Consider the following 20,608-nt stretch of genomic DNA (forward strand, 5'->3'; position numbering starts at 1 on the left):
GGGCGGGAGTTCGGTGTCGTCGCCCGGGTCCGGCATCGCCGTGCTCCAGCCCGGCATCGCCGTGTCCCTGGCCCGGCATCGCCGTGCCCCCGGTCCGGCGTCCGGCGCCTACACCTCTGCCGTCGCCGGGTCGACGTTCCACTGCTCGGGCAGGTCCGCGTCGCAGAAGGCGCAGGCGTAGTGCTCCTCGCGGACGAGGTTGTTCACGGCGCACCGGGGGCAGCGGCGGAAGACTGCCGCGTACGTGAAGGCGTCGGGGTGCGGCAGGCCGATGTGGGCGAGGGCGGCGGTCACGGCGGGCCAGGAGGCGGGGTCGGGGCAGTAGCCGGTGGAGTGGTTGCTGACCGTCTCGACCTCCCAGCCCCCGCCCGACCGCCGGAACCCGATCTCCCCGGCGCTCAGTACCAGCTCCCCGCCCGCGCAGGCGACATGTTCGCTGCGACGCGGGGCGAGCCGCAGTGCGCCGCCCAGGTCGACCACGAAGGTGAACGGCTCCGCCCACTCCTCCGCCGTCCGCGCGTCCGCCCAGGCGGTGAACTCGCCTGCCGTGCGCACCGGTTGACCGGCCGGACCGCCGGCCTCCCGCAGCTCCGGCGGCCCCACGTACCGGTACGCCCGCCCGAAGCCGCCCGTCACCTCCGCCGCGACGCCCCGCTCGGCCAGCCGTTCCCGCCAGTACGCCATCTCGACGGTCGTCCCGCTCAACCCGAAGTCCCTGAGCTCCGCCAGGAGTTCACGTGCCTGCGGCAGCGAAGCCTCCGTGCTCTCCCGGATCGCCCGCAGTGCCGCCACCGGCGAGGCGAGCGGCTCGGTGAGCCGGAGCCGGCCCGGTCCGTGGGTGGTCAGCAGTGCCTCGCGGACGTCCTCCGGTGCCGCCTCCGGTCCCGATTGCTCGCACAGGTAGGCATCGCACTGAGGGCAGCACCGCTCCGCGTCCCAGCACAGCTGCCCGTACGCGAGGTACTGCCCGGCGCTCCGGACGGCGGTGCCCCCGCAGTCCCGGCACTGGACGGCCATCCGCACACCCTGCTCCGCACCCGTCATGCCCGCCACCCTACAAACGTCTGCGGGGAGGCCCGGAGTCGCGCCTCGGCCGGGGTCCACCATCCCGGCCGAGGGGCGTCCCTCTTGTCCGGTCAGCCGCCGATTTCTCCGGTCAGTCGCCGACCGCCTCCAGCCGGACGAGGACGACCACGGTCTCCTCGTCCGGCTCCACATGGGCGGCGCGGACGCGGTGGCGTCCGGCGGGCAGGTCGAGGCGGAGCCTGCCCTCGACGGCGGACTCCAGGCCCGTCCACCCGGCGTCGAACAGGTACACCGGGCCGTGCGGCACCTCCCAGGCCGACTCCGGCCCCCATTCGGCGAGCTGCCGTGCCCGTGGCACGGCGGCGAGGATCGCCTCCTCCGATTCCGCCGCCAGCCACCGCAGCAGCAGCCCCTGTTCCGGCAGATAGGCCGTCGACATCGGCTCCTCACCGAGGACGAGCGCCTGCGCCCCGCCGACCTCCAGCAGCCCGACGTGGTCGTGGACCCCGCAGGCCCGGTCGTAGTCCGCGCCCTCGCAGCCGGTCCACGCGTCCAGCGCCGACTCGGGGACGAGCACGAGCGGCCCGCCTTCGGAATCGATCCACTCCATCAGGTCCATCCGGGCACCGTACCGGCACGGGCGGGCACCCCCCGCAGGTCGGGCGGGCGGGGCGAGAACGCAGGTCAGGCGAGCCCGCCGGCCTTCCGGGCCGCCTGCTCCACGCGGTCGTGGTGGGCGCGCCACCAGTCGGCGTCGCCCTCGGCGGTGTTGATGCCGTCCGGGCGCTGGCCGACGGCGCCGTCCACGAGCTCGCGGACCAGGTCGGCGTGGCCGGCGTGACGGTGGCTCTCGGCGATCATGTGGACGAGGACCCGGTGCAGGGTCTGCTCGGGGCGGTCGCCGAACGGCAGCCGGCCGGTCGCGTGCAGCGGCAGGGCCTCGATGGTGGCGTCGGAGTGCGCCCAGACCCGCCGGTAGCGCCCGACGATCTCCTCGGTGCTCTCCTCCGCCCGCGCCCACAGGTCGCCGTTCGGCTCGGTGTCGCCGATGAACCACAGCGGGGTCGGCTCCGGGAAGGGCCGCCCGAAGGTGGTGCCGAAGTACATCGCCTCGGCTCCGGTGAGGTGCTTGACCAGCCCGAGCAGGTTGGTCCCGGTGGGGGTGAGCGGGCGGCGCAGGTCGTACTCGGAGAGGCCCTCGAGCTTCCACAGCAGGACATCGCGGGCGTCCTGGAGGTAGACCCGCAGATCGGTCTTGTCATCCGTCACAGTCATGGGATCAGTCTGGTGACCGGAGGAGACCTGTCCATCGATTTCCGGACCCGGAACGAGGCTTGCCGGGCAGGTGAGTTGAGTTGACTGCACGTCAATTCCCTTGCCCGGCCTCGCGACGGTGATCAGCGGACCACGTCGAAGACCTGCTTCTGCAGGCCGTTGCCGTAGACCTCGTGCTCGACCAGCTCCAGCTTCTGGGCGTCCTTGTCCGTGGTGCTGAACAGGCGCTTGCCCGCGCCGAGCAGCAGGGGGAAGACGAGCAGGTGGTAGCGGTCGACCAGGCCGGCGTCCGAGAGGGCCTGGTTCAGGGCGGCGCTGCCGTGGACGATGATCGGGCCGCCCTCGGTCTCCTTCAGGGCGGCGACCTCGTCGAGCGAGCGCAGGATGGTGGTCTCGCCCCAGTTCGACACCAGGTCGTCCTCGGCGAGGGTGGTGGAGACGACGTACTTCGGCAGCGTCTTGTAGCGGGCGAAGTCCGCCATGTCGGGCCACACCGCGCTGAACGCCTGGTAGCTGACCCGGCCCAGCAGCATGGCGGCGGCCTCCTCCTGCTCCCGGCCCTTGATCTCGAACGCCTCGGGGACGAATTCGATGTCCTTGAAGGTCCATCCGGAGTTCCGGTAGCCGGGCTCGCCGCCGGGGGAGTCGACAACGCCGTCGAGCGAGATGAAGGCGGTGCTGATCAGGGTGCGCATCGGTGGTTCCTCTGTTTCTCGTTCTCGTGTGTGAATTCGGGCCAGGCCGTTCAGGCCGTTCGGGTCGTTCAGGCCGTTCGGGAGTTCAGGGGCGCAAGGGCGCAGAGGCGCAGGGACTCGGAGGCTCAGGCGAGGAGCCCGGTCAGCCACCGCTGCCAGGCGGCTTCGGCCCCGGCCCCGTCCGGCGTCGGGCCGAAGAGGTGGTGGAACATCAGCACCACGCCCGAACCGTGGTGGAAGGCGTAGAGCCCGTCGGCGGTGCGGACTTCGAAGCGCTCGTCGTCCGCCCAGACCACCTCGCCCTCCAGCGGCGGCAGTCCGGACGGCTCGGCGTGGGCCCGCGCGCCCACCGTGACGGGGAGCGGCAGGGACAGCGCCCGGGCGAGGGCCGACCGGATCTCCGGCTGCGGAAGGCCCCCGGACGGTGCCGCGGCGAAGACGGGGACGGCGGTGCGCCCGGGGAAGTGGGTGAGGTACTCGCGGAGCGTGTGCAGGTGGAAGGGCCAGCCGCGGCGCAGCGCGTCGTACTCGTCCTGCCAGTCGTCGCCGAGCAGGCCGCTGTGGACGACGCGGAGCACGGTGGAGCCGCCGTCCCGACCCTCGATCAGGTACTCGAAGGCCATGAACCGGCCGTCCTCGGCGGTGGCGGTGCGGGTGGCCAGGCGCTTGCCGGGCTCGTAGGCGGTGATCAGCGCCTCCTCGCGGTGGCCGCCGGTCTCCATGACGGCGGTGCCGCCCTCGCGCGGGTCCAGCTCGTTGCGGCCCATGAACCAGGAGTCGATGCCCGGTCCGGTGGCGATCGCCTCCCAGACCTCCTCCGGGGTCGCGGGGAGGGAGGTCTCCAGCTCGATCTCGAACGGGTGAGTCATCGCGGGTTCTCCTGGTTCGGTTCGGCTGGGCTCTGTTCCGTGTCGGCTCCGGCCTGTGGCGCTCCGGAGTCGGCTGCGGGCGGTGCTGCCGTGGGGATCTGGTGGAGCCCGACGACCACCCGATGGCTGCGGCCCCCGGGGGCGGACTCGTCGTGGTAGCGGCTGACGAGAGTCGCCACGGCCTGGGACAGCTCCTCGGCGAAGGCCGTCCGGTCGGCCGCGGAGGCGAACCGCACCTGCGCGTCGATGCCGAAGGTGGCGACCCGCTGCCGGGCCCGGGCGGCACCGGTCAGCAGACTTCCGACCTCCTGCACCAGCCGGGAGCCCAGGGCCAGCAGCCAGCGGGCGGAGAGCTGGTCGGGGGAGCGGGAGGGATCCGGGCTGACGGCGGCCAGGACGCTGGGGGAGATCACGTACGAGGCCGCGGTGGCGCGGTACACCCGTTCGGTGACGTTGCCCTTGCGGCGCTCCTCGGCGAGTTCGACGAGTCCGTGCCGCTCCAGTTCCTTCAGGTGGTAGTTGACCTTCTGTCGGGGCAGCCCCAGGCGGCCGGCCAGCATGGCGGCCGACCCGGGTTCGGCCAGGGCGGCGAGGATGCGGGCCCGGATCGGGTCCAGGGACGCCTCGGCCGCAGCGGGTTCTTCGATCACAGCGACGTCCAGCACTCCTCCAGGATCCATCCGACAAAAAAATTTGTCAAGGAAAAAAGATCTGTCGGTAGCCCGGTCGGCCCAACGTTTTCCCTCTCGCGGGTTTGCCCAGGTCGGGTTCGTTGTTCGGTGGCGGCCATCGCCTCTCGGCGGCGGCACGGAGAGTGACGGATGGGGCTGCTGAGTCGGACTTGAATATTTACGAACGGATGTTCGATCCTGGGGCTGTGCCCGTTTTCGAATCTGTTTTCGAATCCACCGCTGAGCGGCCCCCGCGTCCCCTGCTCCGGCCGGTGGTGCTCCCGGCTGCCGTGCCGGGGGAGCCGGGCGACGGGCAGTCGAACGGACGGCTGGACGGACAGCTGGACGGACGGCCGAACGACCGGACGGCCGGACAGCCGAAGGCCCGGGGCCTGCTGCCGGTGCCTCCCGCGCTGCGGGAGGTGCTGCCGGAGGGCGGGCTGCGGCGCGGGAGCGCGGTGTCGGTGGCGGGCGGGGACACCGGGCTGCTGCTGGCGCTCGCCGCCGGGGTGCGGGAGACCGAGGGCGGCTGGGCGGCGGCGGTCGGGCTACCGGACCTCGGGCTGGCTGCCGCCGAGGGCTACGGGCTGGACCTGCGCCGACTGCTGGTCGCGGACGACCCGGGGCCGCACTGGGCCGAGGTGGTGTCGGTGCTGGCCGGCGCGGTCGAACTGGTCATGCTGCGCCCGGACGGGCCGGTGCCGCCGAAGCTGGCCGCCCGGCTGGCGGCGGTGCTGCGGCGCAGCGGCTGCGTGCTACTGGTGGCCGGGCCCTGGCCGGGCGCGACGCTGCGGCTGGGGGTGCGGTCCGGGCGCTGGTTCGGGCTGGGCGACGGCTACGGGCAGCTCGCCGGCCGGCAGGTGGAGGTGGTGGCCGAGGGGCGCGGCTCGGCGGTGCGCGGTCGGACGGCCCGGCTCTGGCTGCCGGACGAGCACGGCGAGGTGCGCCCGCTCCAGGATCAGCCCGTCCGGGAGCGGCCTGTCCAGGATCGGCCCGTCCGGGAGCGGTCCGTCCGGGAATGGCCGCAGCCCGTAGCGGCACCGGCGGCAGCACGCGTCGCGGCGGTGGTCTGACATGCCCGGCAACAACGAGACGCCCGGCAGCGAGGCACCCCGGACCGCTGAGGACCGCACCCCCCGGGTGCTGGTGGTCTGGTGCCCGGACTGGCCGGTGGTGGCCGTCACCGGCGACGATCCGGTGGCGGTGACCGAGGGCGGGCGGATCCTCGCCTGCTCGGCGGGTGCCCGGGCGGCAGGGGTGCGGCAGGGGCAGCGGCTCAAGCTGGCCCAGCGGCTCTGCCCGGAGTTGGAGCTGCGTGACCGCGACCCGGAGGCGGAGACCCGCCGCTTCGAGCCGGTGGTCGCGGCAGTGGAGGCGTTCACGCCCCGGGTCGAGGTGATCCGCCCCGGCCTGTGTGCGATCCCGGTGAAGGGCCCGGGCCGCTACTTCGGCGGCGAGGAGGCTCTGGCCGCCAAGGTCCGTACGGCGGTGGCGGACGCCCTCGAGCAGCCACCCGTCCCGGACGCCGTCCCCGGCGCGGTGACCCCCGAAGCCCCAGTAGCCCCGGCAGCCCCCGAAACCCCGGAAACCCTTGAGACTCCCGGCGCCCCCGACGCGGTATTGCCGACCACCCCCCACGCCCAAGTCGGCGTCGCCGACGGCCTGTTCGCCGCCGTGCTCGCGGCCCGCGCCGGGGTGCTGGTCCCGGCGGGCCGGACGGCGGAGTTCCTCGCCCCGTACCCGGTGAGCGCGCTGGGCGACGAGGCGCTGGCCGAGCTGCTCGGGCGGCTCGGTCTGCCCACCGTCGGGGCCTTCGCCGCGTTGCCGCCCGAGGCGGTCGGGGATCGCTTCGGCCCGTCCGGAACGGTCGCGCACCGGCTGGCCCGCGGGCTGCAGCCGCGTCCGCTGGTGCCGCGCGACCAGGAGCCCGACCTCGCCGTCGAACAGCGCTTCGACCCGCCGGAGCCGCTGGCCGAGCCGCTGGTGTTCGTCGCCCGCACGCTCGCCGAGGCGCTGCACCGGCGACTGGCCGGGGCAGGGCTGACCTGCCGCCGGGTGGCCGTCGAGGTGGCCTGCGCGGACGGTCGGACGGCCTCCCGGCTGTGGCGGCACGAGGGCCGGCTGTCGGCGACGGCGCTGGCCGAGCGGGTCCGCTGGCAGCTCCAGGCCTGGCAGGGCATGGGCACCTTCGCCGACGCCCGAGCCGGCAACCGACCCCATGCCCGAGTCGGCGACCGACCCGACGCCCAAGCCGGCCCCCAAGAAGGCTTCATCCTGCTCCGGCTGGCCCCCGACGGGCTCTCCCCGGACCAGGGCCGCCAGCTGGCCCTGTGGGGCCAGGCCGTCGCCGACGACCGGGTGGAGCGCGCGGTCGCCCGGGTGCAGGCGGTGCTCGGGCACGCCGGGCTGCGCCGGATCGAGCCGGCCGGCGGGCGCGGCCCGGGCGAGCAAGCGGTCAAGGTGCCGTGGGGCGAGCCGTACGAGGCGGCGGTGCCGGCCGACGCGCCCTGGCCGGGGCGGTTGCCGGAGGTGTGGCCGGCCGTGGTGCTGCGGGAGCCCGCGCCGGTGCGGGTGCTGGACGAGGCCGGGCAGCCGGTCACGGTGGACGGCCGGGCGGGGGTGTCGGCCCGGCCGGCGCTGGTCGTGGTCCGGGGGCGGGAGGAGCCGGTGGAGGGCTGGACCGGTCCCTGGCCGGCGGTCGAGTACTGGTGGGACCAGTCGCTCGCCCGCCGCCGGGCGCGGTTCCAGGTCGTGGTGGGCGACGGCAGGGCGCTGCTGCTCACCGTGGAGGGGGGTGCGTGGTACCTGGAGGCCGGCTACGACTAGCGGTCCCGGAGCCCCGGGACCCGGAAGAAGACCCGGAAGAAGACCCGGAAGAAGACCCGGAAGAAGACCCGGAAGAAGACCCGGAAGAAGACCCGGAAGAAGACCCGGAAGAAGAGCCGGAAGAAGAGCCGGAAGAAGGACCGGAGGAAGGCCGGGAAGAAGGACCCGAAGAGAGTCCCGAAAAAAGGGGGGAGCAGGACGAGCACGAGAACGACGAAGGCAACCCCCGATGGGCTTCACCAGCCACCCCACCCTCCCCTGGAGCGAGCTGCACCGCCGGCTGACCGGCGCGGCGCCGGACCGTACGGTCGTCCCGCTGCACCGCCGTGCCCCGGCGGAGCCCGCGGAGGAGCTCCCCGTCCCGGAGCCGGCCGCCGAGCCCTGGGCCGAGCTGCACGTCCACTCCGCCTTCAGCTTCCTGGACGGCGCCAGCGACCCGGAGGACCTGGTCGCCGAGGCGGCCCGGCTGGGTGTGGAGACCCTCGCGATCACCGACCACGACGGCCTGTACGGCGCCGTCCGGCTCGCCGAGGCGGCCCGGGGCGCCGGGGTGGCCACGGTGTTCGGCGCAGAGCTGACGATCCGTCACTCCAGCGGTGCAGAGCACCTGTTGGTCCTCGCCCGCGACCCGGCCGGCTACCGCCGCCTCTCCGCCGCGATCGCCGCTGCCCAGCTGGCCGGCGGTGCGAAGGGCCGCCCGGTGTACGACCTCGCGGCGCTGGCCGGGGCGCACGGCGGCCACTGGGCGGTGCTCACCGGCTGCCGCCTCGGCCGGGTCCCGGCGGGCCTCGCGGACGGCACGGCCGAGCGGCAACTGCGCACCCTCACCGAGGCGTTCGGCCGCGAGAACGTGTACGTCGAACTGATCGACCAGTGGCTGCCCGGCGACGACCGGCGCAACGACGCCCTGGCTGCTCTCGCCGCCGAAGCGGGCTTGCCCGTCGTCGCCTCCACCAACGCCCACCACGCCGGCCCCGCCCAGGGGCGCCTCGCGCAGAGCCTCGCCGCGCTGCACGAGCGCCGCACCCTGCAGGACGCGGTCGGCTGGACCCGGGCTGCGGGCACCGCGCACCTGCGCTCGGGCCGCGAGATGGCCGGCCGGCTGGCCCGCTTCCCGGGCGTGCAGCGGGCCACCGTCGAGCTCGGCCGCGCCTGCGCCTTCGACTTCGCCAAGCTGGACCCGGAGCTGCCGGGCTTCCCCGTCCCCGAGGGCGAGACCGAGATCAGCCACCTGCGCGCGCTGGTCGCGGCCGGCGGCCCCGCCCGCTTCGGCTCCGGCAACGCCGCCGCCCGCCGCCAGCTCGCCAAGGAGCTGGACGTGATCGAGGACCTCGACCTGGCCGGCTACTTCCTGATCGTGCACGACATCGTGGACTTCTGCCGCAGCCAGGACATCTGGTGCCAGGGCCGAGGCTCGGCGGCCAACTCCGCGGTCTGCTACGCCCTCGGGATCACCGCCGTCGACCCGATCCACTACAGGCTGCTGTTCGAACGCTTCCTCTCCACCGCCCGGGACGGGCCGCCCGACATCGACCTGGACATCGAGAACCGCCGCCGCGAGGAGGTCATCCAGTACGTCTACGGCCGCTACGGGCGCGAGCATGCCGCCCAGGTCGCCAATGTGATCACCTACCGGCCCCGGCTGGCGATCCGCGACGCCGCCCGGGTGCTCGGCTACCCGCAGGGGCAGGTGGACGCGTTCAGTCGGCAGACCGACTTCCGCTCCGCCCCCGGCGCGGACGCCGTCATCCCGGCCGACGTGCTCTCGCTCGCCTCCCAACTCCACGGTCTGCCGCGCCACCTGGGCATCCACTCGGGCGGCATGGTGCTCACCAGGGAGCCGATCGGCGAGATCTGCCCGACCGAGTGGGCCCGGATGCCCGGGCGCTCCGTCCTGCAGTGGGACAAGGAGTCCACCGCCGGCGCCGGACTGGTGAAGATCGACCTGCTCGGCCTCGGCATGCTCGCCGCGCTGCACGACGCCTGCGTGCTGGTCGCCGAGCACCACGGCCTGCGCTACGACCTGGCCACCATCCCGGACGACGACAAGGGTGTGTACGCGATGCTGCGCCGGGCCGACACCGTCGGCGTGTTCCAGGTCGAGTCCCGCGCGCAGATGGCGACCCTGCCCCGGCTCAAGCCCGACCACTTCTACGACCTGGTGGTCGAGGTCGCGCTGATCCGCCCGGGCCCGATCCAGGGCGGCTCCGTCCACCCGTACCTGCGCCGCCGCGCCGGGGTCGAACCGGCCGGCTGCCCGCACCCGCTGATGGAGAACGCGCTCGGCAAGACCCTCGGGGTGCCGCTGTTCCAGGAGCAGATGATGCAACTCGCCATCGACTGCGCCGGGTTCAGCCCCGCCGAGGCCGACCAGCTGCGGCAGGCGATGGGCGCCAAGCGCTCGCACGAGCGGGTCGCCCGGCTGCGCGAGCGGCTACTGGGCGGGATGGCCGAACGCGGCATCCCGCCGGAGGTCGCCGAGGACGTCTACGGCAAGATCGAGGCCTTCTCCAGCTACGGCTTCCCGGAGAGCCACGCGATCAGCTTCGCCTACCTGGTGTACGCCAGTGCCTGGCTCAAGTACCACTTCCCGGCGGCCTTCACCTGCGCCCTGCTGGCCAACCAGCCGATGGGCTTCTATTCGCCGCTCAGCTTGGTCGCGGACGTCCGGCGGCACGGCGTGCGGGTGCGCGGGGTGGACGTCAACGCCAGCGGGGCGCGCCCCACCCTGGAGCCGTACCGGGGGCCGACCCCGAAACCGCCGCTAACCGCAGGACGTCCGCAGCCGGCCATCCGGCTCGGCCTGGAGACCGTCCGCGGCATCGGTACCCCGCAGGCCGAGGCGATCGTGGCCGGGCAGCCGTACGCCGACCTGGAGGACTTCGCCCGCCGCACCGGTCTGCCCGCGCCCGTCCTGGAGGCGCTGGCGACCGCGGGCGCTTTCGACTGCTTCGGACTGACGAGACGTCAGGCACTGTGGGCGGCAGGGGCGTTCGCGGGGATATCGGTCGAACTGATCCCCGGCACCACGCCCGGCACCGAGGCGCCGGACCTGCCCGGGATGAGCCCGGTCGAGGAGACCATCGCCGACCTGTGGGCCACCGGCACCTCCGCCACCAGCCATCCGCTGCAGCACCTGCGGGTCCAGCTGGAACGCGGCGGCGCGCTCTGTGCCGCCCAACTCCCGGACGTGCCACCGGGAACGGCAGTGGTGGTCGGCGGCCTGGTCACCCACCGGCAGCGGCCGCCGACGGCCGGCGGGGTGCTCTTCCTCAGTCTGGAGGACGAGACCGGCCTGATCAACGTGATCTGCAACCGCCCGGTCTGGGAGTCCCAGCGCCGCACCGCCCTGGACCGGGCCGGACTGCTGGTCCACGGCCACATCGAGCGCGACCGCGGCGCCACCAACCTGATCGCCACCCGGCTCACCCCGCTGCGGATCGGCCTCTGAGCGGGAAAGGCCGGACCCGGGGCCGATCGGGTGCCCGGGGCCCGGTACTACGCCTGCGGCTGCCGTCCCTTGCCCGGGGCTCCGGCGAAGGCCTGGGCGATCGGGAGCCAGACGGTGGCGACCGGGCCGGTGGCGGTGAGGGCGAGGTCGTCCCGGTGGCGGCGCTGGGTCACCAGGAGGCAGAAGTCCAGGGCCGGGCCGGTCACCACGTCCTCGGCGTCGGCCGGGCCGAAGGCCCACAGCCCGCCGTCGGGGGGGGTCAGTTCGAGCCGGACCGGGCGCTCCGGCGCGGGCAGGCCGTGCGCGCCGAAGGCGAAGCCCAGGGTGCGCAGCCCCAGGTGGGCGATGTGCCGCAGCCGGGCGGTGGGCTCGCGGGTGACGCCGAGCGCGTCGGCGACGTCCTGGCCGTGCGCCCAGGTCTCCATCAGCCGGGCGGTCGCCATCGACGCGGGCTTCATCGGCGGGCCGAACCAGGGCAGCCGCACATCGGCCGGCGCGGCGGCCAGCGCCGCCAGCACCTCCTCCCGCCCGGCCCGCCAGCGGGCGAGCAGTGCCACCGGCTCGGCGGCCGCACCGTCCCGCGCACCCTCCTCGACCGGGTCGGCGCCGGCGGCCACCAGCTCGCCGAAGCGGTCGCCGAGCGCCACGCCGAAGCCCTCCGGGTCGCGTGCGGCCAGTGCCGTCCAGTCGTCGGTCCAGGCGAGGTGAGCGATCTGGTGCGCGATCATCCAGCCCTCGGCGGGCGTCGACCTGGTCCAGCCCTCTGCCGGCAGACCGGTCACCAGCCCGTCCAGGACCGCGCTTTCGGCCCGCAGGTCCTCCAACAGCCCGGCAAGGACACTGTTCGGGTCCGTCATCGGCTTCCCCTCCGATCGAGACGATCACTACCCGCCGGTAGTCACGGCCGCACCCTACGCCCGCCCCGTCACCGGCGCCCACCACTCCACGAAAGACGCATGTCACGACTCTCGCCACCGGCCCGACCGCGTGTGAGAATCGCGCGATGAAAAGCGCGGACACCCCCCAAGCTGCGCGAGCCGGCCACCGCGCCGCGCGACCCGCCGATACCGCGAGACCGGACCGCACCGCGCGACCCGACGACGCCGCGCGAACCGACGACGCCGCGCGACTCGACGAGGCCGAAGTCGCCCTGCGGGCCGCCGAGCTGGTGCGGGACGCCGTGCTCGGCGACCTCGCGCGCCGGGTGGTCGCCGAGTGCGGCGTGGACGTCGGGCTGGTGGGCGTGCCGGAGCCGCTGCCCGGGCGCGGCCGGGCGGCCAGGCGCGACGAGGGCATGGTGCTGCGGCACTGGGCCGGCACCCGGGCGGACCTGCTGCACAACGTGACCGTCCCGGCCGGCCACGGACTCGGGGGACGGGCACTCGCCGAACGCGTGCCCACCTGGGTGCCCGACTACCGTGCGGCGACGACCATTTCGCACCACTACGACGCCGCGGTGGCCGCCGACGACCTGTACGCGATGCTGACCGTCCCGCTGATGGAGGGCGGCACCGTGCACGGCGTGGTGTACGCCTCGTTGCGCGCCGTCGTGCCGTTCGGGGACGTCCGGATCTCCGCCGTCGGTACGCTGGCCCGGGCCGCCACCCGCGCACTCGCCGGGGCCGCCGCCTGGAGCCGCGAGGCACCCCGCCCGGAGCAGGGCCGACCGGCCGCCCCCGTACGGCCGTCGACCCCGGCGCTGACCCCGCCGCCCCTGCCGCCGACTCCGCGGTTGACCCGGCCGTTGACGCCGCGCGAGCACGAGGTGCTGCGCTGGGCGGCGACCGGCCGGACCAACCCGGAGATCGCCGCCAGACTGGGCCTGACCTGCAACACCGTGACCGGCTACCTCAAGTCCGCGATGCACAAGCTCGGTGTCCGCAACCGGACCGAACTCGCCGTCGCGGCACGGGAGTCGGGACTGGTCGGCTGAGCCCGAAACCGGCTGGGCGGCGTCAGTTGACCCGGCGCTCCCGCCCGGTCCAGTACGGCTCGCGCAGCCGGAACTTCTGCAGCTTGCCGGTGGCGGTGCGCGGCAGCGCGTCCCGGAACTCCACCGAGGTGGGCGACTTGTAGCCGGCCAGCCGCTGCTTGCAATGTGCGATCAACTCCGCCTCGGTGACCGTCCCGTGGCCGTCCCGGAGGACCACCAGCGCCTTCACCGTCTCGCCCCACTTCTCGTCGGGCACCCCGATCACCGCCGCCTCGGCGACCGCCGGGTGGCTGTACAGACAGTCCTCCACCTCGATCGAGGAGACGTTCTCCCCGCCACTGATGATGACGTCCTTCTTCCGGTCCGAGATGGACAGTTGGCCGTCCGCGATGGTGCCGCCGTCGCCGGTGTGGAACCACTCGTCCCGCAGCGCCTCGGCGGTCGCCTCCGGCTGCTGCCAGTAGCCGTCCAGCACGGTGTTGGAGCGCACCAGCACCTCGCCGGAGTCGTCCACCCGCAGCCGGGTGCCGAGCGCGGGCGCGCCGGCCTGCACCAGCTTCTCGGCCCGCTCGGCGGCGGGCAGCGCGTCCCACTCGGCCCGGGAGCGGTTCACCGTCACGACCGGGGCGGTCTCGGTCAGGCCGTAGATCTGCATGAACTCCCAGCCCAGCTGCTCCTCGACCTGCTGCACCACCGAGGTGGGCGGCGGGGCGCCGGCCACGATCATCCGCACCCGGTCCCGGCCGGGGATCGGGCCGTCCCAGTCGGCGGCCGCGTCGAGCACCATCTGGACCACGGCGGGCGCGCCGCACAGGAAGGTCACCCCGTGCCGTTCGACCCGGCGCAGGATCTCCGCGCCGTCCACCTTGCGCAGCACGATGTGCTGGGCGCCGAGCCCGGTCAGGGAGTACGGCAGGCCCCAGCCGTTGGCGTGGAACATCGGCAGGGTGTGCAGGTAGACGTCCCGGTCGTTCGCGCCGAAGTGCAGCGCCATCAGCGTCGCGTTCAGCCAGACGTTGCGGTGGGTGAGCTGAACGCCCTTGGGGCGGGCGGTGGTTCCGCTGGTGTAGTTGATGGTGGCGGTGTCGTTCTCGGAGACCGCGTACCGGCGTGGGGAGTTGTCGAAGTCGTAGAGCAGGGCGTCGCTGTCCGCGCCGATCACGAACTTGTGCTTGGCCACCACCCCGCTGAGCGCGTCGGCGAGTTCGGGGTCGACCAGCAGCACGGAGGCGCCGCTCTGCTCGACGATGTACGACACCTCCTCGGCCTTCAGCCGGAAGTTCACCGGCACCAGCACCCGGCCGTGGCCGCTCACCCCGAAGAAGGAGGTGAGCAGTCTCGCCGAGTTGTGGGAGACCATCGCGACCCGTTCGCCCGGCCCGACGCCGAGCCGGTCCAGGCCGGCGGCCTGGGCGCGGGCGAGTTCGGCGATTCGGCGGTAGCTGAGCTCGCCCCAGGATTCGGCCGGCTGCACCGGTTCGTCGACGATGCCGACCCGGTCGCCGTAGACCAGCTCGGCCCGGTCGAGGAAGTCCATCACGGAGAGTGGAATCTGCATGCGCCCACTGTCCTCTCCCGTCAGCCCCCTGCACACCCCCGATCGGGGGTGTCACCCTTCCGCAGTATCCCCATCGGTGGCGCCTCCGGGCGCGGTGAGCGCTGCCGCGAGTGCCGCCGCCAGCCGGTCGCGGGCCTCCGTCTGGGCGGCGATCCGGCGCTCCAGCACCGCCAGCCGCTCCCGGACGATCGCCAGTACCCGCTCGGACGGCCGGTTCGCCAGCACGTCCCCGTCCAGACAGCCCAGCAGCGGCCGGAGGTCGTCCAGGGTGAGCCCGGCGCCCACCAGCGCACGGATGTTGCGCACCCGGACCACCGCCGACCCGTCGTAGTCCCGGTAGCCGTTCGGCTCGCGTTCGGAGCCGATCAGCCCCGCCTGCTCGTAGTGCCGCAGCGCCCGGACGGTCGCGCCCGTCGCCCGCGCCAGCTCGCCGATCCGCACCCGCCCGGCCCCCGTCCTCAGCTCACCAGCGCGCCCCCGTCGACGGACCACACTACGCCGGTCACGAACGAAGCCTGCGGCGAGGCGAGTTGCGTGATCGCCCAGGCCACCTCCGCCGGTCGGCCGACCCGGCCCAGCGGGGTGTGCTCGATCTGCCACTTCCGGATCGCCGCCCGCTGCTCGGGGTCGTACCCGGAGTGGTCGGCGATCGGGGTGGCGATCGCCCCGGGGGCCACCGCCGCCACCCGGATGCCGCGCGGCGCCAGCTCCACCGCCCAGCTGCGGGTCACCGTCTCCAGCGCGGCCTTGCTCGCCGCGTACACCGAGTTGGACGGCCAGCCGCGCTGCCCCACGGCGGTGCTGACGTTGACGATCACGCCCCGGGTGTCGCTCAGCGCCGGCAGCGCGGCCTGCCCGAGCAGGACCGGGGCGACCAGGTTGGTGCCCAGCAACTCCTCGATCCCCGCCCGGTCGTAGCCGCCGAGGCCCTGGCCGCTCCGGACGATCCCGGCGTTGTTGACCAGCACGTCCAGGCGCCCGAACCGCTCCAGCGCGGCCCCGACGATCGTCTCCGGCGCGCCCGGCCCGGTGATGTCGGCGGCCAGCGGCCGGATCAGCGACGGGTGCGCGGCCGCCGTCTCCGCCAGCGGCTCCGGCCGCCGGCCGACCGCCAGCACCCGCGCCCCCTCGGCCGCGAAGGCCCGCGCGGTCTCCCGTCCGATGCCCGTCCCGGCCCCGGTGACCACCACGACCCGCCCCTGCGAACTGCTCTCGTTGCTCATGCCGCCGACTCTCCGACCCTGCCGTCAGCGTCAGGGTCAAGACGGCCTCCCGCTTGGCAGAATGCGGGCCACACGAGCGGACCACAGGAACCGCCACCGCGAACCACTGACGGGGAGAGCACTCATGAGTGACCGACAGCCCTACGCCACCCTCTACCAGGCCGTCGGCGGCATCGACGCGCTGCGCCGCCTCAGCCACACCTTCTACCGGGGCGTCCTCGCCGACCCGCTGCTCGCCCCGGTCTTCGCCGACTTCACCCCCACCCACATCGAGCACGTCGCCGTCTGGCTGGCCGAGATCTTCGGCGGCCCGACCGTCTTCACCGACGAACTCGGCGGCCACCAGGCCCTGTTGCGCGCCCACGTGGGACTGGCGATCACCGAGGAGCAGCGGCTGCGCTGGATGGAGCTGATGGGCGAGGCCGTCCGCCAGGAGCTGCCGGAGGACGAGCTGCTGCGCCACCGGGTGCTGGAGTACTTCGACTGGGGCACGAAGATCGCCGAGGACGTCTCCGCCTCCCCCGCCGGCACCGACCTCGGCGAGCCCGGCCCGACCCCGCGCTGGGGCTGGGAGGGGCTGGAGAAGTGACCGTCACCGTGCTCCCGGCGGCCGACGGCCTCGTCCTGCGCCCCTTCGAGGAGGCCGACGTGCCCGCCCTGGTCGAGGCGTACCGGGACGAGACCCTGCGCCGCTTCACCCGCACCCCCGTGACGGACGTCGGGCAGGCCGCGCACTGGATCGCCCTGCAGCACGAGGGCTGGTCGGCCGGCACCCGGTACTCCTTCGCCGTCCTGGCGGCCGCCGACGCCGGGGACGCCGATGAGGCCGGGGGCGCCGGGGATGTCGCGGGCGAGCTGGTCGGCAACGTGGTGCTCAAACGCGGCACCCCGGGCGGGGAGACCGCCGAGGTCGGCTACTGGACGGCGGCCCCCGCCCGGGGGAGGGGCGTGGCGCCGCGCGCGGTGGAGGCCCTCACCGCCTGGGCCTTCGCCACCTTCACCTTCGCCGCCGACGGCCTGCGGCGGCTCGACCTGCTGCACGAGGGCGACAACCACGCCTCCTGCCGGGTCGCGGAGAAGAGCGGCTACGCGTTCACCGAGATCGTCCCGGCCTTCCCGCCGTACCCGCTGGACGGTCACCGGCACTCCAGGAAAAGGCTGGACGGATCCGAAGGGCACAGGTGAGAGTAAGCCCCATGGCTTCTCTGGTGCGACATGTGACGATCGATTGCGCCGACCCGTACGCCCTGGCCGGCTTCTGGGTCGGGGCGCTGGAAGGCACCCTGGGGGAGGACGACAACCCGGGTGACGACGAGGTCCTGGTGGAGTCCGCCGGCGCCTCGCTGCTGTTCATCCGGGTGCCCGAGGGCAAGGCGGTGAAGAACCGGGTGCACCTCGACCTGCAGCCGCAGGACCGCAGCCGGGACGAGGAGGCGGAGCGCCTGGTCGCCCTGGGCGCCACGGTGCTGGCCGACCACCGCCGCCCGGACGGCACGGGCTGGATCACCCTGGCGGACCCGGAGGGCAACGAGTTCTGCGTGGAGCGCAGCAAGGCCGAGCGCGCCGCCACCGAGCAGGCGTAACCGTCCCGGTCCACCGCTCGCCCGGGTGCCACCCCTGGCCGCCCGCCACTCCCACGAGGACGTGCGCGGGCGGCCGTTCGGCATCCGTCCGATAATCGACCCTGTCTGAGGCCGACTCTCCCCCGCGAGCAACCAGGCAGGTACCCCATGGCCAGGATCGCCGTCATCGGCGCCAACGGCAGCATCGGCAGCGCGGTCGTCGCGGAGGCGGCGGCGCGCGGACACGAGGTCACCGCCGTGGTCCGCGACCCGGGACGCTACCGGGGCGGAGCCGCCGCCGTGGAGCGCGGGGACGTGTTGGACCCGGCGGACGTCGCCCGGGTCGCGGCGGGCCGGGACGTCCTGGTGAGCGCCGTCGGCGGCGGCGACGGGCCGGGCCACCTGGCGCTGATCGAGCCAGCCGCCCGCTCCCTGGTCGAGGGCCTGCGCGGGCTCGGCGGCGCGGCGCCCCGGCTGATCGTGGTCGGCGGGGCGGGCAGCCTGGAGACCGCGCCGGGCGTGCGGGTCTGGGACACCCCGGGGCTGCCGGAGGCGGTCCTGCAGATCATGCACGCGCACGGCGCGGCGCTGGACTACTACCGGACGGTCTCCGACCTGCGCTGGACGGTGCTCAGCCCGGCCGCCGAGATCGGCCCGGGGGAGCGGACCGGCCACTACCGCACCGGCCTGGAGCAGCTGCTGACCGACGCCGAGGGGCGCAGCCGGATCTCGGTGCCGGACTACGCGGTCGCCCTGGTGGACGAGATCGAGCAGCCCGAGCACATCGGCGAGCGGTTCACCTGCTGCTCGCTGCAGTGACGCGCTCAGCCCAGCTGGATCGAGCGCTTGGCCAGCCCCATCCAGAACCCGTCGATGACGCTGCGCTGGGTGCCCAGGTCGGCCTCGCCGGCCCCGAGGGTGACGAACAGCGGGGCGAAGTGCTCGGTGCGCGGGTGGGCGAGGCGCCCGGCGGGGGCCTTGTGCTCGAAGTCGAGCAGCGCGTCCAGGTCGTGGGCCTCCAGGGCGCGCCGGCCCCAGTCGTCGAACTCGGCCATCACCGAGGTGACCCGGCCGTCGCGGCTGAGCGCCCGCAGGTTGTGGGTGAAGAAGCCGCTGCCGACGATCAGCACGCCCTCCTCGCGCAGCGGGGCGAGCTTGCGGCCGATCTCCAGCAACCGCTGCGGGTCGAGTGTGGGCAGCGAGACCTGGAGCACCGGGATGTCGGCCTCCGGGTACATCTCCACCAGCGGGACGTACGCGCCGTGGTCGAGTCCGCGGTCGGGGATGTCCTGGACCGGCGTGCCGGGGGCGCGCAGCAGCTTGCGCACGCGCTCGGCGAGCTCCGGCGCGCCGGGGGCGGCGTACTGGACCCGGTAGTAGTGCTCGGGGAAGCCCCAGAAGTCGTAGACCAGCGGGACGGTGGTCACGGCGCCGAGGGCGAGCGGGGCCTCCTCCCAGTGGGCGGAGACCATCAGCACGGCCTTGGGCCGCGGCAGGTCGGCGGACCAGGCGGCCAGCTCGCCCGGCCAGACGGGGTCGTCGGCCAGCGGCGGAGCGCCGTGCGACAGGTACAGGGCGGGCATGCGCTCGGGGGCCGCGGCGCTCATGGCGTCCTCCTCGGGACCGAATCGTGAGGGTGGCTGGTTGCCACGCCGGTTTCCACAGTAGTTCAAATTTGAACGTCTACTCCGGTCGACGGTACACCTTCGTTCGAATTTGAACAACAGGAGTAGGCTTCACCCATGTCCTCACTGAACGAACCCCGCTGGCTGGACCCGGACGAGATGGCCGCCTGGCGGGGCTTCGTCGTCGCGAGCAACCTGCTGAACCGCCGGCTGGAGCGCCAGCTCAAGGAGGACTCCGGCCTCTCGCACCAGCAGTACGAGATCCTGGTGCACCTGTCCGCAGCCCCCGGCGACTCGCTGCGGATGACCGAGCTCGCCGACAAGCTGGTCACCTCCAAGAGCGGACTGACCTACCAGGTCACCCAACTGGAGCGGATGGGCCTGGTCGCCCGCCGCTCCTGTCCCAGCGACGTGCGCGGCGTCTTCGCCGAACTCACCGACCAGGGACGGGAGATGCTGCGCCAGGCCGCGCCCGGCCACGTCGCCCTGGTCCGCGAGCTGCTGATCGACGTGCTCACCCGCGAACAGCTGGCCGTCCTCGCCGAGGGCCTCGGCGCGGTCAGCGCCCGACTGCGCCTGGACGAGACCCCCTAGCCGACCCCCTGGCCGTCAGTCTTTCCGAGGCCCGCCGCCCGCTCCCGCAGCAGCTCCCGCTCCCGCTCGTTGCGGGTCAGCTCCGCCGCCCGCTCGAACTCCGCCCGGGCCTCGTCCGCCCGCCCCAGCCGGGCCAGCAGATCGCCCCGCACGCTCGGCAGCAGGTGGTAGCCGCGCAGGGCGGGCTCCGCCGCCAGGGCGTCCACCAACTCCAGTGCGGCCGCCGGGCCCTGCGCCATCGAGACGGCCACCGCCCGGTTCAGCGCCACCACCGGGGACGGCGACAGCGCCAGCAGCCGCTCGTACAGCGCGGCGATGGTCGCCCAGTCGGTGTCCGCGTAGCGCCGCGCCTTCGCGTGGCAGGCGGCGATCGCCGCCTGCACCGAGTACGGGCCGGTGCCCGCCCGCTGCAGGGCGTCGAAGCCGCGCCGGATCAGCAGCCCGTCCCAGCGGGCCCGGTTCTGGTCCGCCAGCAGCACCGGCCGACCGTCCGGCCCGGTCCGGGTGGCCGTGCGCGAGGCCTGGAACTCCAGCAGCGCCGCCAGCCCGTGTACCTCCGGCTCGGCCGGCATCAGCGCGGCCAGCACCCGGGCCAGCCGCAGCGCGTCCTCGCAGAGCCCGGGGCGGAGCAGGTCGTCCCCCGCGGTCGCCGAGTACCCCTCGTTGAAGATCAGGTAGATGACCTCCAGCACCGACGACAGCCGCCGCGCCCGGTCCTCCCCGTACGGCACCTCGAACGGCACCGCCGCCTTCGCCAGCGCCCGCTTCGCCCGGACGATCCGCTGCGCCACCGTCGGCTCGGGCACCAGGAAGGCGCGGGCGATCTCCGGGGTGGTCAGGCCACCGAGCAGCCGGAGGGTGAGCGCGATCCTCGCCTCCGCCGACAGCACCGGGTGGCAGGCGGTGAAGATCAGCCGCAGCAGGTCGTCGTCGATGCCGTCCGGCTCGGCCGGCTCCACCGCCGGCACGTCCTGCGCGGACCGACCCACCTCGGCGAGCTTGCGGGCGTAGACCTCCCGGCGGCGGACCAGGTCGATCGCCCGGTGTTTGGCGGTGGCCGTCAGCCAGGCGCCCGGATTGTCCGGGACGCCCTCCCGCGGCCACCGCTCCAGCGCGGCCACCAGCGCGTCCTGCGCCAGCTCCTCGGCGATGCCGACGTCCCGGACGATCCGGGCCACCCCGGCGATGATCCGGGCGGACTCGATCCGGAACACCGTCTCGACGGCCGCCACCGCCCGGTCCTCCACCGCCCGGTCCTTCGCCGCCCGGTCCTCCGCCGTTCGGTCCGTCGCCACCGCCC

At 74.1% G+C, this 20,608-nt stretch carries 22 protein-coding genes; 9 read left to right on the plus strand and 13 right to left on the minus strand.

All coding sequences use genetic code 11. The annotated features are described in order from the left end of the window. Window positions 1–108 precede the first annotated feature (108 nt). The 6 genes from ACZ3TI_RS15870 to ACZ3TI_RS15895 all read right to left on the minus strand — a co-directional run bounded on the left by ACZ3TI_RS15870 (window position 109) and on the right by ACZ3TI_RS15895 (window position 4,530). Window positions 109–1,044, minus strand: coding sequence for a hypothetical protein (locus ACZ3TI_RS15870; RefSeq protein ID WP_465726774.1), 936 nt, complete (start codon window positions 1,042–1,044; stop codon window positions 109–111). 112 nt (window positions 1,045–1,156) lie between these two features. Further along, window positions 1,157–1,645, minus strand: a complete 489-nt coding sequence (locus ACZ3TI_RS15875) for an Imm21 family immunity protein (protein ID WP_465726775.1) — start codon at window positions 1,643–1,645, stop codon at window positions 1,157–1,159. A gap of 65 nt (window positions 1,646–1,710) precedes the next feature. Beyond that, complete coding sequence (locus tag ACZ3TI_RS15880; RefSeq protein WP_465726776.1) at window positions 1,711–2,301, minus strand: DinB family protein; 591 nt, start codon at window positions 2,299–2,301, stop codon at window positions 1,711–1,713. 122 nt (window positions 2,302–2,423) lie between these two features. Next, window positions 2,424–2,996, minus strand: a complete 573-nt coding sequence (locus ACZ3TI_RS15885) for a dihydrofolate reductase family protein (protein WP_465726777.1) — start codon at window positions 2,994–2,996, stop codon at window positions 2,424–2,426. Between the two features lie 125 nt (window positions 2,997–3,121). Beyond that, window positions 3,122–3,865 (minus strand): SRPBCC family protein, encoded by a 744-nt coding sequence (locus ACZ3TI_RS15890; protein WP_465726778.1) that lies wholly within the window; start codon window positions 3,863–3,865, stop codon window positions 3,122–3,124. Beyond that, window positions 3,862–4,530, minus strand: a complete 669-nt coding sequence (locus tag ACZ3TI_RS15895) for an ArsR/SmtB family transcription factor (protein WP_465726779.1) — start codon at window positions 4,528–4,530, stop codon at window positions 3,862–3,864. The genes ACZ3TI_RS15890 and ACZ3TI_RS15895 overlap by 4 nt, the downstream gene beginning before the upstream one ends. A 278-nt stretch (window positions 4,531–4,808) precedes the next feature. Here ACZ3TI_RS15895 and ACZ3TI_RS15900 point away from each other — a divergent pair, with 278 nt between their 5' ends. Together ACZ3TI_RS15900 and ACZ3TI_RS15905 are read left to right on the plus strand one after the other, a co-directional pair. After that, window positions 4,809–5,609: a hypothetical protein gene (locus ACZ3TI_RS15900; protein ID WP_465726780.1), complete on the plus strand. Its 801-nt coding sequence runs from the start codon at window positions 4,809–4,811 to the stop codon at window positions 5,607–5,609. Window position 5,610: 1 nt separating this feature from the next. Then, the gene (locus ACZ3TI_RS15905; RefSeq protein ID WP_465726781.1) at window positions 5,611–7,362 is read left to right on the plus strand and encodes a DNA polymerase Y family protein; all 1,752 of its coding nucleotides are present in this window, start codon (window positions 5,611–5,613) and stop codon (window positions 7,360–7,362) included. On the opposite strand, the gene ACZ3TI_RS15910 is transcribed toward ACZ3TI_RS15905, so the two are convergent. Continuing rightward, window positions 7,359–7,568 (minus strand): hypothetical protein, encoded by a 210-nt coding sequence (locus tag ACZ3TI_RS15910; protein WP_465726782.1) that lies wholly within the window; start codon window positions 7,566–7,568, stop codon window positions 7,359–7,361. The two genes, ACZ3TI_RS15905 and ACZ3TI_RS15910, sit on opposite strands and share 4 nt — an antisense overlap. A 23-nt stretch (window positions 7,569–7,591) precedes the next feature. Between ACZ3TI_RS15910 and ACZ3TI_RS15915 the strand changes: the two genes are divergently transcribed. After that, entirely contained in the window at window positions 7,592–10,813 is a 3,222-nt protein-coding gene (locus tag ACZ3TI_RS15915) for an error-prone DNA polymerase (protein WP_465726783.1), read from the plus strand. Between the two features lie 47 nt (window positions 10,814–10,860). Here the strand turns inward: ACZ3TI_RS15915 and ACZ3TI_RS15920 are convergent, their stop codons facing one another. Continuing rightward, window positions 10,861–11,670, minus strand: a complete 810-nt coding sequence (locus ACZ3TI_RS15920; protein ID WP_465726784.1) for a TIGR03084 family metal-binding protein — start codon at window positions 11,668–11,670, stop codon at window positions 10,861–10,863. 146 nt (window positions 11,671–11,816) lie between these two features. Here ACZ3TI_RS15920 and ACZ3TI_RS15925 point away from each other — a divergent pair, with 146 nt between their 5' ends. After that, the gene (locus ACZ3TI_RS15925; RefSeq protein WP_465726785.1) at window positions 11,817–12,746 is read left to right on the plus strand and encodes a LuxR C-terminal-related transcriptional regulator; all 930 of its coding nucleotides are present in this window, start codon (window positions 11,817–11,819) and stop codon (window positions 12,744–12,746) included. Between the two features lie 22 nt (window positions 12,747–12,768). On the opposite strand, the gene ACZ3TI_RS15930 is transcribed toward ACZ3TI_RS15925, so the two are convergent. The 3 genes from ACZ3TI_RS15930 to ACZ3TI_RS15940 are packed head-to-tail and all read right to left on the minus strand — an operon-like array spanning window position 12,769 to window position 15,527. Beyond that, window positions 12,769–14,304 (minus strand): AMP-binding protein, encoded by a 1,536-nt coding sequence (locus tag ACZ3TI_RS15930; protein WP_465726786.1) that lies wholly within the window; start codon window positions 14,302–14,304, stop codon window positions 12,769–12,771. Window positions 14,305–14,355: 51 nt separating this feature from the next. Next, a complete protein-coding gene (locus tag ACZ3TI_RS15935) occupies window positions 14,356–14,745 on the minus strand; it encodes a MerR family transcriptional regulator (RefSeq protein ID WP_465726787.1) in 390 nt (129 codons plus the stop codon). Between the two features lie 17 nt (window positions 14,746–14,762). Further along, on the minus strand, window positions 14,763–15,527 hold the full coding sequence (locus ACZ3TI_RS15940) for an SDR family NAD(P)-dependent oxidoreductase (protein ID WP_465726788.1): 765 nt from the start codon (window positions 15,525–15,527) through the stop codon (window positions 14,763–14,765). Window positions 15,528–15,651: 124 nt separating this feature from the next. Here ACZ3TI_RS15940 and ACZ3TI_RS15945 point away from each other — a divergent pair, with 124 nt between their 5' ends. The 4 genes from ACZ3TI_RS15945 (at window position 15,652) to ACZ3TI_RS15960 (ending at window position 17,908) form a co-directional block, all read left to right on the plus strand. Further along, a complete protein-coding gene (locus ACZ3TI_RS15945) occupies window positions 15,652–16,116 on the plus strand; it encodes a group II truncated hemoglobin (RefSeq protein WP_465726789.1) in 465 nt (154 codons plus the stop codon). Continuing rightward, window positions 16,113–16,712 carry a GNAT family N-acetyltransferase gene (locus ACZ3TI_RS15950; protein ID WP_465726790.1) on the plus strand — a complete coding sequence of 200 codons (600 nt, stop codon included), beginning with the start codon at window positions 16,113–16,115 and terminating at the stop codon, window positions 16,710–16,712. The genes ACZ3TI_RS15945 and ACZ3TI_RS15950 overlap by 4 nt, the downstream gene beginning before the upstream one ends. Window positions 16,713–16,723: 11 nt before the next feature. Continuing rightward, window positions 16,724–17,110 (plus strand): VOC family protein, encoded by a 387-nt coding sequence (locus ACZ3TI_RS15955; RefSeq protein WP_465726791.1) that lies wholly within the window; start codon window positions 16,724–16,726, stop codon window positions 17,108–17,110. Between the two features lie 147 nt (window positions 17,111–17,257). Then, window positions 17,258–17,908, plus strand: coding sequence for an NAD(P)-dependent oxidoreductase (locus ACZ3TI_RS15960; RefSeq protein WP_465726792.1), 651 nt, complete (start codon window positions 17,258–17,260; stop codon window positions 17,906–17,908). 5 nt (window positions 17,909–17,913) lie between these two features. Here the strand turns inward: ACZ3TI_RS15960 and ACZ3TI_RS15965 are convergent, their stop codons facing one another. After that, window positions 17,914–18,696 (minus strand): dioxygenase family protein, encoded by a 783-nt coding sequence (locus ACZ3TI_RS15965; protein ID WP_465726793.1) that lies wholly within the window; start codon window positions 18,694–18,696, stop codon window positions 17,914–17,916. A gap of 144 nt (window positions 18,697–18,840) precedes the next feature. Between ACZ3TI_RS15965 and ACZ3TI_RS15970 the strand changes: the two genes are divergently transcribed. After that, the gene (locus ACZ3TI_RS15970) at window positions 18,841–19,308 is read left to right on the plus strand and encodes a MarR family winged helix-turn-helix transcriptional regulator (RefSeq protein WP_465726841.1); all 468 of its coding nucleotides are present in this window, start codon (window positions 18,841–18,843) and stop codon (window positions 19,306–19,308) included. On the opposite strand, the gene ACZ3TI_RS15975 is transcribed toward ACZ3TI_RS15970, so the two are convergent. Continuing rightward, window positions 19,305–20,555, minus strand: a complete 1,251-nt coding sequence (locus ACZ3TI_RS15975; RefSeq protein ID WP_465726842.1) for an RNA polymerase sigma factor — start codon at window positions 20,553–20,555, stop codon at window positions 19,305–19,307. The genes ACZ3TI_RS15970 and ACZ3TI_RS15975 overlap by 4 nt on opposite strands. Window positions 20,556–20,608 lie beyond the last annotated feature (53 nt).

Source organism: Kitasatospora sp. NPDC023120, assembly GCF_055560835.1.